Source organism: Lysinibacillus sp. FJAT-14222, from assembly GCF_001278875.1.
In the GTDB taxonomy this organism is placed as follows: domain Bacteria; phylum Bacillota; class Bacilli; order Bacillales_A; family Planococcaceae; genus Lysinibacillus; species Lysinibacillus agricola.
Window position 1 is genome coordinate 15,004 of record NZ_LIYL01000003.1, and the last position, 12,531, is coordinate 27,534.

The 12,531-nt window shown below is 39.6% G+C and carries 8 protein-coding genes and 1 riboswitch; of the genes, 3 read left to right on the top strand and 5 right to left on the bottom strand.

Translation table 11 applies throughout. The features are described 5' to 3' along the window. The 3 genes from AN161_RS01480 to AN161_RS28435 form a co-directional block, all read right to left on the bottom strand. Positions 1-1,329, bottom strand: coding sequence for a YjiH family protein (locus tag AN161_RS01480; RefSeq protein ID WP_053592609.1), 1,329 nt, complete (start codon positions 1,327-1,329; stop codon positions 1-3). A 104-nt stretch (positions 1,330-1,433) separates the two neighbouring features. Beyond that, on the bottom strand, positions 1,434-2,948 hold the full coding sequence (gene hutH, locus AN161_RS01485; RefSeq protein WP_053592610.1) for a histidine ammonia-lyase: 1,515 nt from the start codon (positions 2,946-2,948) through the stop codon (positions 1,434-1,436). Further along, positions 2,945-3,148: a hypothetical protein gene (locus tag AN161_RS28435; RefSeq protein ID WP_143114548.1), complete on the bottom strand. Its 204-nt coding sequence runs from the start codon at positions 3,146-3,148 to the stop codon at positions 2,945-2,947. Before AN161_RS28435 ends, hutH begins: the two co-directional genes overlap by 4 nt. Before the next feature lie 128 nt (positions 3,149-3,276). Between AN161_RS28435 and AN161_RS01490 the strand changes: the two genes are divergently transcribed. Both AN161_RS01490 and AN161_RS01495 read left to right on the top strand, forming a co-directional pair. Continuing rightward, positions 3,277-4,731 (top strand): helix-turn-helix domain-containing protein, encoded by a 1,455-nt coding sequence (locus AN161_RS01490; RefSeq protein WP_053592611.1) that lies wholly within the window; start codon positions 3,277-3,279, stop codon positions 4,729-4,731. A 315-nt stretch (positions 4,732-5,046) separates the two neighbouring features. Beyond that, entirely contained in the window at positions 5,047-6,552 is a 1,506-nt protein-coding gene (locus tag AN161_RS01495; protein ID WP_053592612.1) for a catalase, read from the top strand. 231 nt (positions 6,553-6,783) lie between these two features. On the opposite strand, the gene thiC is transcribed toward AN161_RS01495, so the two are convergent. Together thiC and AN161_RS01505 are read right to left on the bottom strand one after the other, a co-directional pair. Then, positions 6,784-8,562, bottom strand: a complete 1,779-nt coding sequence (gene thiC / locus AN161_RS01500) for a phosphomethylpyrimidine synthase ThiC (RefSeq protein ID WP_053592613.1) — start codon at positions 8,560-8,562, stop codon at positions 6,784-6,786. A gap of 326 nt (positions 8,563-8,888) precedes the next feature. Beyond that, positions 8,889-9,003: riboswitch (TPP riboswitch) on the bottom strand. Between the two features lie 384 nt (positions 9,004-9,387). Further along, complete coding sequence (locus AN161_RS01505; protein WP_053592614.1) at positions 9,388-10,317, bottom strand: AEC family transporter; 930 nt, start codon at positions 10,315-10,317, stop codon at positions 9,388-9,390. Between the two features lie 277 nt (positions 10,318-10,594). Here AN161_RS01505 and AN161_RS01510 point away from each other — a divergent pair, with 277 nt between their 5' ends. Beyond that, on the top strand, positions 10,595-12,499 hold the full coding sequence (locus AN161_RS01510; RefSeq protein ID WP_158002947.1) for an FIVAR domain-containing protein: 1,905 nt from the start codon (positions 10,595-10,597) through the stop codon (positions 12,497-12,499). Positions 12,500-12,531: the final 32 nt, after the last annotated feature.

A 12,531-nucleotide genomic window follows, 5' to 3' on the forward strand; every position in this document is an offset into this window, starting at 1 on the left:
TTAAAATAGTAAAAATGCTATTGGTGTTACGATGATTAAAGTTAATACGACACGCTCAAACCAAATGAGTAAAATTTGGCGCAATGTCAATGGAATTTCAGATGATAAAATAAGTGGAATAACGGCTGAAAAGAACAAAATTGCCGATATTGATACAACTGCCACAATAAATTTCGTTACAAGTGTTGCTTGTGTGACAACAAGCGCTGGTAAAAATACTTCTGCTAACGATAATGACAGCGCTTTCGCTGCTAAATATGGTTCTGGAACTTGTAACACATATGTGAATGGGACAAAAATATACGCAAGCCAATCAAAAATTGGTGTGTATGTTGCCAGTACAAGGCCTAACAGACCAATTGATAGAATCGACGGAATAACCCCCATCGCCATGATGAAGCCATCCTTTAAATTCATCCATAAAATTTTAGATAAAGGTGGATTTTGCTCAACCGCATCCATCGCTTGACGCCATGCTTCTTTAAAACGGTCCTTCTTAACAATCTTTTCTGGCATCGGCGTCGTACCCTTGTAGTATTCATCCTTCATGGAACGAAGTGGATAAATGCGCGCCGTTAACGCAGTGACCACGAATGTTACAACGAGCGACACCCAGAAAAACGCATTCCAATGCTGCATAATATCAAGCGTACTTGCAATGACAACCATAAACGTTGCAGATACAGTCGAAAAACCTGTTGCAATAATCGCAGCTTCCTTCGCTGTGTAGCGACCTTCCATATAAACACGGTTCGTTAAAAGTAAGCCAACCGAATAACTGCCGACAAATGAGGCCACTGCATCCACTGCTGAACGTCCCGGTGTTTTAAAAATAGGCTTCATAAACGGCTGTGTTAAAACACCGATGTATTCAAGCAGCCCATAGCTAACTAGAAGTGCCAAAAACAAAGACCCGATTGGAATTAGAATTCCCACTGGCTTAACAAGCTTCTCCAGCAAATACGGGCCGATACTTTCATCCGCTAACCATGCAGGAGCTATATTGAAAATTAACATAGTCCCCGCAATCATACCGCCCACTTTAAAGATTGACATCACGATATTGACTATCGACTTATTCCATTTCTTAGTAAGGAATGGATGAATCGCTCCACCTACAAGCATTATGAGTACGTATGCAGTTACAAGCAGTGGTGCTTCGGCGCGAATAAAGTTCACAATGTGATCAATTAAAATTGTATTCTTGCTTTGCCATTCAAACGAGATGAAAAAACTAAATATTCCGACTAAACTACAGGCAATCATCTTGAAAGCGGAGGAGACTCGAAAATTCGAGTCTTGCCTCAGCTCTTGTTGTTGAAATTCCATCCTATTCCCCCCATGGAAATGCTCTTTCTGAAAGAAATCCCCAGTTCATCCGAACAAGTTGAAAGATTTTTTGGATTTTCTCTAGGAAGTTATCGCCTTAAAGCTTACATATACTCATTCAATAGAACATCACTCGTTAATAAATACTTTGCAAGCGCTTCAATTTCATCGCCGATTGGTTGATCCGCTAACAGTGGCGGGCAAAATTCACGCACTTTTTCTAAATACTTTCGCGTTGTTGGAGATAATTGCTCTTCTGCCTTATCTAAATGAATCGCCTGTGATGCACAAATCATTTCTATCGCAATGACACGAGCGGCATTATGGACGATCTGGCGTACTTGGCGAGCTGATGTCGTACCCATGCTCACATGATCCTCTTGGTTACCTGATGTCGGTATAGAATCTACACTTGAAGGATGTGCCAATACTTTGTTTTCGGATACGATAGAGGCCGCTGTATATTGAGCAATCATTAGTCCACATTCAATACCAGGATTTGTCGCTAAAAATGGTGGCAAACCTTCATTAAGCTGGGGATTAACCATACGTTCTGTACGTCGCTCCGAAATATTAGCCCATTCACATACACCGACTTTTAAAAAGTCCATTGCTAATGCAATTGGTTGGCCGTGGAAATGCCCACCAGACAATACGTCACCATTTTCTAAAACAATCGGATTATCTGTCGTTGCATTCATTTCAGTTTGCACGCGATCCTCAGCATAGAAAAATGACTGCCATGAAGCACCATGCACTTGTGGAATGCAACGTAGTGAATAAGCATCCTGCATACGGATTTCACCTTGCTTTGTCACACGTTTACTTCCATCAAGCCACTTACGGATTCGTCCTCCAACAAGCTCTAATTCCGGGTGTGGCCTTACCGCCAAAAGCGCTGGATCAAATGCGGAAGTAATACCCTTCAGTGACTCAAGCGTTAAACTTGCTGCCATATCTGCCGCTAGCCCAATACGCTCTGCCTCGTTCACTGTTAAAACCCCGATACCCGTCATTGCTTGGGTACCATTTACAAGCGCTAGCCCTTCCTTAGCCTGAAGTCGGACAGGCGTTAGTCCAGCTTGCTGTAACGCCTTACTGCCACTCACAATCTCTCCATTAAACTCTGCCTTGCCTTCACCTACTAGCACTAAAGCCAAATGTGATAACGGCGCTAAATCTCCACTTGCTCCAACCGAGCCTTGAGACGGTACAATTGGATGTATTCCCTTATTTATAAAAGCCAATAGTAGCTGCACTGTTTCTAGGCGAATCCCTGAAAAACCACGCGCTAAAGCATTGGCACGCAAAACCATCATTGCACGTACAACATCTGTTGGGAACGGTTCACCAACACCTGTTGCATCTGAGCGCAATAAATTCAACTGTAAAAGCTCAATGTCTTCCTCTTCAATCTTTATATTACTTAGCTTCCCAAAGCCTGTATTCACACCATAAATTGTTTGCCCCTCAGCTAAACGCTTTTCAATTCGTTCTCTACTTAAACGTACACGCTCCACACTTTCAGCTGATAGCGCTACCGTAGAACGACCTTTTACAATTCCCTCTATTTGCTGTCTCGTTAATGTACTGCCATCGAGCTCGATGATAGACTTCATAATGACATCCCCCTGTTCCCTTTATAGCTATGTAAAAATGCTTTAATTAATTTCGCCTTGGCGTAATTGTGCTGTCGCTTTGCTTTCGCGCAGAAAAGATTTGCCGCTGTCGCTTCGCTTTCGCGCAGAAAGGATTTGTTGCTTTCGCTACAAAAAGCTGAATGAAGATAAATAACAATTACTCTAATCTCATTGTACAAACTCTTTTTTTCAGAAAATAGAGAATTTTAAAAGAGGAAACATGAATTATTTCAGATTTTTTGTTATTTTTAATAATATAATAGTATTTTTTTACGAAACTAGATAATTTTAAGGAAGGATGATTGTCATGAGGTTGTTATTAATTGACCGAGATTCCACTGAGCTTTCAGGTATTCGTTGGTTTTTACATACGTATTTTCCCGGAGATGTAACGATTGAAATATGTACAACTATTGATGAGGCTCCTCAATGTATCCAGCAATTTGAGCCTGAGGTAATACTGCTGAATATCGACTTATTCTCAAATAATCGTTTAACTACACTTTATCGTGTTTTACAAAAATATTCAGGGACTATTCTAGCTACGACGACAGAGCCATTATTTAAAAATGCATTGAAAGCAATTGATTTACAAGTCGCACATCTTTTTGTTAAGCCCATTGATTTAGAAGTATTAAAACAAAAACTCACCGCCATTTCTCTTCATACACCAAAGGCACAAGAAGTGTACCAAGAAGCTACAGATGAATCTTTTTACTACCAACTATTTTTAGGTAGTAAAACTAGTTCCTTAGAGACAAATATACATTTCACAATGATCGAGCCTGAGCATTCTGAAATATTTAATAAGCTGTACAACTGGCTCCAGCAAACGCCTATTTATTATCATATGAAGATTTATCCTTTATCAGATAGAATCGTCTGCTTATTTCAAACGGAAGATTTAAAAATCGTAGAAAAGGATGTTCGTACACTAATGAAAGAATGGCGATTAACAAACAATAGCTCTTTAAATATTGGAATTTATGATAGGGAACCTACAACCATGAAGAATATGTATACCTTAACCAAGCGTGCACTGCATCAAAGCTTTTACGAAGGCTATGGGCACATTTTTTATGCGAGCAAACAGTTTGAGACACAGCCCCTTGATCCTTTGCTAACACCAGAGGAGCAGCAATTACTTATAAGAAGTTTAGAGGATGGGAATCTTGAAGCCGTCAAAGCATTTTTATATCGACTATCTAATGAAGGAATTTATTACGAGCAAGATGACTTACGTATTCATCTAACGAGTGTTTTGGCGCAAATTCGACGCTTTATGCTGAAGTATAAATTAAATGAGAAAGCTGCCATTGAACAAAATTATCGTCAGCTTTTTCATTTGATTATTGAGCATCCTATATTTTATACCATTCTAAATGGCATCATATCATTCACACAAAAACTTATTGAATTAGCTCGGGAGGCACGTACTGAGAAACGAGCTGACTATGTAGAACTAGCAATAGAAATTATCGATCAACAATTTCAGGATAGCGAGTTATCTTTACCCTTCGTTGCGCATAAATTGGGGATTAGCCCTAATTATTTAAGTACGATCTTTTCAAAGAAGCAAGGCTTGCCATTTAAACGTTACCTACAGCAAGTGCGAATTCAAAATGCCACAAAAATGCTTGTAGAAACGGATTTTGTTATTAGTGAAATTGCCTATTTAAATGGTTTTGATGATCCGAATTATTTTATTAAAATTTTTAAACAGCACATCGGCATTACTCCTAATCGTTATCGTAAAGCTTAAAAAGTAGTAAAGATTTTTCAATTAGCATATTTTATTTTCAATGAGAATAGATAAACAAAGAAATTCACTTTAATTTAAGCATCTATTCCCTACAAGCTATTATTAAATAATTCTCGAAAATGTTTTGAAAAGCTAAATTTGCGGCAAATACTATTCATAAACCCTTCAAATCTAGCATATATTTATAGTCTGTATCTAAATATAGAAATTCTTTAACGATAATTATTATAATTTACTAGAAATTCTAGTTTATATTTGTTATAGTTATTGATGAAGAGTTTGACTCACAATTTTTTCTTCAGGAGGTAAACTAATATGACAAACCAAAATGATCGTAGCCGTCGTTTTACAACAGCAGGTGGCGCTCCAGTAGTAAGCAACCACGATTCAATGTCAGCAGGTCCTCGTGGCCCTCTATTACTTCAGGATGTATGGCTAGTTGAAAAATTAGCAAACTTCAACCGTGAAGTTATTCCTGAACGTCGTATGCACGCCAAAGGTTCAGGTGCATTCGGTACTTTCACTGTAACGCATGATATTACTAAATATACAAAAGCAAAAATCTTCTCAGAGATTGGGAAGAAAACTGAAATGTTTGCACGCTTCTCCACAGTTGCGGGTGAGCGTGGTGCAGCGGACGCTGAGCGCGATATTCGTGGCTTTGCCCTTAAGTTCTATACTGAAGATGGCAACTGGGATTTAGTTGGTAACAACACGCCTGTATTCTTCTTCCGTGATCCATTACACTTCACAGATTTAAACCACGTGGTAAAACGTGACCCACGTACAAATATGAAGAACGCTAATTCAAACTGGGATTTTTGGACTTCATTACCAGAAGCACTTCACCAAGTAACAATTGTTATGTCTGACCGTGGTATTCCGTCTGGTTACCGCAATATGCATGGTTTTGGTTCTCACGCTTATAGTTTTATTAATGCTGAAAACGAGCGCGTATGGGTGAAATTCCACTTCCGTACAGATCAAGGCATTAAAAACTTAACAGGTGCTGAGGCTAATGAGGTAGTCGGTAACGACCGTGAATCTTCACAACGTGATCTATATGAGGCCATTGAAAAAGGCGATTTCCCTAAATGGAAAACGTACATTCAAGTAATGACAGAGGAACAAGCTCGTGAATTACCATATAACCCATTCGACTTAACAAAGGTATGGTATAAAAAAGACTTCCCATTAATTCCTGTGGGCGAATTCGAGTTAAACAAAAACCCGGACAACTACTTTGCTGAAGTTGAGCAAGCAGCATTTGCACCATCTAACATTATTCCTGGTGTTAGCTTCTCACCAGACAAAATGTTACAGGGTCGTATCTTTGCATATGCAGATGCACAACGCTACCGTTTAGGTGTGAACCACTACGCGCTCCCAGTAAACGCACCAAAATGTCCATTCCGTACATTCCACCGCGATGGTGCTATGCGTTTCGATGGCAATCTTGGTTCAACTTTAGGCTATGAACCAAATAGCTATGGTGAATGGGAGCATAATTTAGACTATAAAGAGCCTGAATTACGTATTGACGGTAACGCTGGCATCCACGACTTCCGTGAAGATGACAACAACTACTTCGAGCAGCCGGGTAAATTATTCCGCCTAATGACTGCCGAAGAGCAACAACGCCTATTCGAAAATACGGCTAATGATATGGCATCAGTTGAAGAGTTCATCAAACGTCGTCATATCCTTCACTGTTATTTAGCTGACCCAGCATATGGTGAAGGTGTAGCGAAAGCTATGGGTCTTTCATTAGAGGGTATGGATCTTTCAAACCCATACGAAAAACAAGCAACTAACGTTTAATTTTCCACTTATTCTTATTATTGATATCCAAATCCAACTTTTTCTCCATGTGAAGCGCAACTTCGCATGGAGCTTTTTTTATTTTAATGACAAAATGAGGGCTCATCACCATAATGTGTGGTTGATTTCCGTTCCGACTGGGCGCTTTCCCGGGGCGTCGGGCCACCACTTTTGGTGATGAACCAAAATGAAGCTTGTGTCTAATTTGATAGACACAAGCCCGCTTAATAATTATTGATAAATTTGACTGCCTGCCTTTTTAAATTCCTTTGCCTTTTCCTGCATACCTTGGTGGATCGCTTCAGTCGTATTTAAGTCTTTTTCTTTTGCATAATTACGAATATCCTGTGAGATTCTCATACTACAAAACTTAGGTCCACACATTGAACAAAAGTGCGCAGTTTTCGCCCCTTCTGCAGGCAATGTTTCATCATGATAATCCACTGCACGCTCTGGATCTAGCGATAGGTTGAATTGATCGCGCCAACGGAATTCAAAGCGCGCCTTAGATAGTGCATCGTCACGCTGCTGTGCTCCAGGATGCCCTTTCGCTAAATCTGCCGCGTGTGCAGCAATTTTATACGTAATCACCCCTACACGAACATCCTCACGATTTGGTAAGCCGAGATGCTCTTTAGGCGTCACATAACATAGCATTGCCGTACCAAACCAACCGATCATCGCAGCACCAATAGCCGATGTAATATGGTCATAGCCAGGCGCGATATCTGTTGTTAGCGGCCCTAAAGTATAGAAAGGAGCTTCCTTACACACCTCTAACTGCTTGTCCATATTTTCTTTAATAAGATGCATTGGCACATGCCCTGGTCCTTCTACCATCACCTGTACATCATGCTTCCAGGCAATTTGCGTTAATTCCCCTAGCGTTTCCAGCTCCGCAAACTGAGCCTCATCATTTGCATCTGCAATGGAACCAGGACGTAAACCATCACCTAAAGAGAAGGCAACATCATATGTTTTCATAATTTCACAGATTTCTTCAAAATGTGTATATAAGAAGCTTTCTTGATGGTGATATAAACACCACTGTGCCATAATCGAGCCTCCTCGAGATACTATGCCTGTTACACGATTAGCCGTTAATGGCACATAGCGTAGCAGAACCCCTGCGTGAATCGTGAAGTAATCAACACCTTGCTCGGCCTGCTCAATCAACGTATCACGATACACCTCCCACGTTAAATCCTCTGCCACACCATTTACTTTTTCTAGCGCTTGATAGATTGGCACCGTTCCTACAGGCACCGCGGCATTACGAATAATCCATTCACGTGTCGTATGAATATGCTTACCAGTCGACAAATCCATAATGTTATCAGCACCCCAACGTGTCGCCCATGTCATTTTTTCTACCTCTTCCGCAATAGAGGATGACACTGCTGAATTTCCAATATTAGCGTTAATTTTCACGTGGAAGTTACGTCCAATAATCATTGGCTCGGCCTCAGGGTGATTAATATTAGAGGGCAAAATTGCACGCCCTGCCGCGATCTCTGAGCGCACGAATTCAGGATCCATATTTTCGCGAATCGCTACAAATTCCATCTCTGAAGTAATAATTCCCTTTCGTGCATAGTGAAGCTGTGTTACATTTTTACCTTTCTTCGCACGTAAAGGCTTTCTAGATAAATCCGGAAAAACATTTTCATTCATTCGTGGATCATCAGCTTTGCGGAATCCATTATCTTCTGGCTTGATTGTACGACCTTCGTATTCTTCGACGTCACCTCGTTCTTTGATCCATGCACTACGTAAAGCTGGCAATCCTTTCGTAATATCCACCTTATACTCAGGATCTGTGTACGGGCCACTCGTATCATAAACACGTACTGGCGCATTTTCCTCTTCACCAAAGCTACCTGTCGTCGGACTTAAAGCAATTTCACGCATTGGCACTAAAATATCTGATCGAGATCCTTCTACATACACTTTTTTACTTCCATCAAAACTTGACATAATCGTAATATTCTTATCGCTAACTGTTGTCATAAACTACTTCGCTCCCTTTTCCATTTATACAAGGACCGAATCTAGCTCACCCAAACAAAAAATCAATTTCGCCTTGGCGTAATTGCGTCCGGATTTTGAATTGTGCCCGCACAATTCATTCCTTTTAAAATCCGTGACATCCGCCGGAGGCTTGTCTTCATTCAGCAGGTGTTTGGGCACCCACTGATAAGGAATCTTAACCGCATACATCTCATCACTCGCAAAGATAGGAGTCTTCTGCTGAATGAAGACAAAAAGCCGAATCCAAAGAAAATTTTGGATCCGGCTAAGAATGTAAAGGTATAGTTATTGCAAAAAACAGAGAGTGCAATAATGATTAACTTTCCCACGCTGGTATGAGCCAGATCAGGTCCAAAGGGTCAAGAAACCTCTATGCGTTTCCCTCTCAGCCTGACTCATCAGACTCCCCTAGTTAGTGCTATTAAGTTTGATGCTAGTGTAGCAGATATTGCTAATAGATGGAAGCTTCATTTGAATATTTTCGGCTCATCATCATAAAGTGTGGTTGATTTCCGTTCCGGCTGAGCGCTTTCCTGGGGGCGTCCGATGAGCCGTTTGGGGCAACAGGATGTTGGTCACGAAGGCGTTATCACAGGACGTGATGCTTTTAGCCTTCGTTCCCCTACTTGCTCGCTCCAGGGTCTCATCTGTGACGCTAATCCCCAAGGAGTCGCCCAGCCTCCACTTGGCATACGTTTTAAAAAATATAATCCCTAACTTTTGGTGATTAGCTTATTTTTAAAAATCAGAAGGAAAGCCGCTTACTCCAGATGGCTGTCACTTCTTCCGAATAACATCCAGCCGTTAGGTAAACAACAGTTCCGCTACATAAATTACAATCGTCACTGTAATACAGCTTACAATTGTTGAAAATAAAACCGTTTGTGCAGCGGTTGTCGATTCCACACCATATTCTAATGCCAGACTAGAGCTATTTCGTGATGTCGGAAAAGCACTAGCTATAAAAAGTGATTGTGCCACGACACCATCTAAGCCAAGTACAAAAATGATAAGTAAAGCTACAGCTGGTCCTATAATTAGTCGTGTAAAACAGCTAATGAATACTGTCTTATTGAACATTGATTTAATTTCAAGCTGTGATAGTTGAGCTCCTAATGTTATTAGGGCTACAGCAATAAAGCCATCTGCCACATGGTCTACCGGAATTTTTATAAACTGCGGAATAGTAATATTAAAATAGTTCATTGCCACACCAATTATAAGCGCATGGATAATAGGCATTTTGAGAAAGTCTTTTACAATAGACATGCCCGATTTTGTTGAAGAAATTAAATTGTACAAGCCATATGTATAGGTCGTCATATTTTGAAATATTACGAGAATGACCTGAATCGCTACTCCAATCGGCTGTGTTACGAAAATCATTTGCGCGACCGGAATACCATAGTTGCCTGAATTAATAAGGACAACACTATTTTTAAACACTGCAGCCTCTGTTTTTACTAAACCGAGCCCCTTTGCTATAAAGTGACTAAGCACCATTTGACTTCCTATAAAGAGTAAAATAAATAACGCAACTTCCCCAAGTACAGACAGCTCTATGCTCGTTTCATATAAATTCACAAAAACAGCTGCTGGCATGAAGCAGTATGTAATAAGCTGAGATAGCGCCTTTAAATTAAAGCGAAATTTCTTTTGTAAAACTGCACCAAGTACTAGAAGTATTAAAATAGGAGCTACAATTTGGAAGAAAATCATACCGAGATACGTCATAGCGAGTCCCCCCTTCCTTTCCTATAGTATTGCTGTTTGTAAACTCGGTCAATGTACTTCAGCGTTCACTCATCCTGTCTTTTTCATCATGTTCAAACAATAGCAAAGCGCTCTTGGAAGGATGATTTACCCTTTCAAGTTACGAGTTATTAAAATAATAGAAGAAAAAAGGCCTATTATTGCATTAAATTAATATAGTAAAATAACCCATTTGCGCACTAAACTGAAGAAATGTATGATATATTATCCATTAAATACAATGATTGGGGCGACAAAAATGAAGAATAAAGTATTTTCTACTTTTATGGCTACCGCTATTACAGCAACCTTAATTGTGCCTGTATCAACTGCGAATGCCACTTCTAATGATGTATCTTTAAACCACTCAGTTCAAATCGACGGGCAAGTAGCTGCCGCCAAAACAAAGGGACAAAATGTTACTATTACCAGCATCGCTAATGATAAAGTACGCACATCCAATGGCCAATTTAAAATTAGTAAATCATTGAAGCCCCTCTTAAACACATCCAATAATGCTGCATTGGCGAATGCTGAAGCAACTATTATCGTAAAGAACGGTGAAATTACAAGCATTACATCACTAACACTAACTAAAGGTGGAACAAAAAATAAAGCGTTAGATTTTGATGGCGGCGACGCACAAATTGCTGGAAGCCTAACTGTAAATGCAGATTATGTAAAAGTTCAAAATGTCACTATTGAAGATGAGCTTATTGTAACTAATCGTGTGAAGAAGGCCATTACAATTGATGACGTTGCTATTGGGGATACAATTACTTTTAGACCTTTATTGACTAAAAATAATAATTGGTTAAATGTTTCTCTAAAAGATATTAAATCTCCAAACATTAACTTAAAACGCACTAAAGTAAGTGTGACTTCTGACAAAACTATTTCGAAAGTCGACGTAGTTGGTAAAGTTACTGCATTTGAAGTAACGGCCAATGTTGATAAACTAACTATCGATGTTGAGAAAGATTTCACCCTTTACGGAAAAGGTACAATTGAGCAAGTGGTTGTCAAACATGGGGCAAAGGTGGCATTAAATTCTGGGCATCTAGTTAACAAAGTGCAGGTGGATGATAAAAAAGCCTCTGTGACATTACCTGTTTTGAATAAAACGGAGCTTAGTAATTTAGTAGCTTCACCTCCATACGTTGCAGTATCTGTTAATGGATATGACGTTTCAGCAACTGAGAAATGGACACCGCAGGCTGAACGTACAGCATTCGAATCTGCCGTAAGCAGCGCAAGAGCAGTAGTTAATAATTCTTACGCCTCTCAGGAACAAGTAAACAATGCGATTACACAGTACAAAAATGCATTAAACATTTATCGAGCTGTGCAAAAAAACGGAACAAAATATGTCTATGGTGATAAGTCTTCACTACAATCGATGATCTATTCTGTTCAGTATGTAAAGGTTTCTTTGAACAATGGTAATGATGTAGCTTCTTATGAACCTTGGACGACTCAAAGTGAGAAAGATGCTCTAACCTCTGCCGTTTCATCTGCTCAATATGTTGTAAATAATTACTATGCAACACAGTCTGATATCACCAATGCAATTAGCAATTTAAACTACGCTATCACAATTTATAAGAATGCACAAAAATATGGCACTTATCTATATAATGCCGATCGATCTGGCCTTTTTTCACTTATTAACTCTGTTCAGTATGTAACCGTTTCTGTGAATGGATCTGAATTATCCTCCAATGTAATTTGGACGACGCAAAGTGAAAAAGACGCTCTAGTTTCTGCTGTTTCATACGCACAAGGTATTGCAAACAATAGCTCCTCGTCTCAGTCAGAAATTTCGTCTGCATACCATTATTTATATAATGCTATTTCAACATATAGGAGTAATTATAAATCTGGTGTGAATCATTGGCATTACGTTGATAAATCTTGGTTAACATCACTCATTAACTCTGTTCAGTATGTAAAAGTTTCTGCGAATGGCGATGGATCTGATATCCCTTATTATGAACTATGGACAACAGAAAGAGAAAAACGCAGTCTAGAAAAAGCAGTTCAACACGCTCAATCCGTTGCCAGTAACGTCTATGCCTCTTCATACGAAGTGACAGATGCTATTAACAAATTAAACAAGGCCATCGACATCTATAAAGATGCTCAACGTTCAGGTAAACAATAAATATTGAAAGGACTTGGCACAAAGCCAAGTCC

What these genes read in the sequence shown, in the direction of transcription:
- thiC (WP_053592613.1), bottom strand. Translation starts at nt 8,562, where the DNA reads ATGACAACAGTTAGCGATAAGAATATTACGATTATGTCAAGTTTTGAT.
- AN161_RS01490 (WP_053592611.1), top strand. Translation starts at nt 3,277, where the DNA reads ATGAGGTTGTTATTAATTGACCGAGATTCCACTGAGCTTTCAGGTATT.
- AN161_RS01505 (WP_053592614.1), bottom strand. Translation starts at nt 10,317, where the DNA reads ATGACGTATCTCGGTATGATTTTCTTCCAAATTGTAGCTCCTATTTTA.
- AN161_RS01495 (WP_053592612.1), top strand. Translation starts at nt 5,047, where the DNA reads ATGACAAACCAAAATGATCGTAGCCGTCGTTTTACAACAGCAGGTGGC.
- AN161_RS01510 (WP_158002947.1), top strand. Translation starts at nt 10,595, where the DNA reads ATGAAGAATAAAGTATTTTCTACTTTTATGGCTACCGCTATTACAGCA.
- AN161_RS01480 (WP_053592609.1), bottom strand. Translation starts at nt 1,329, where the DNA reads ATGGAATTTCAACAACAAGAGCTGAGGCAAGACTCGAATTTTCGAGTC.
- hutH (WP_053592610.1), bottom strand. Translation starts at nt 2,948, where the DNA reads ATGAAGTCTATCATCGAGCTCGATGGCAGTACATTAACGAGACAGCAA.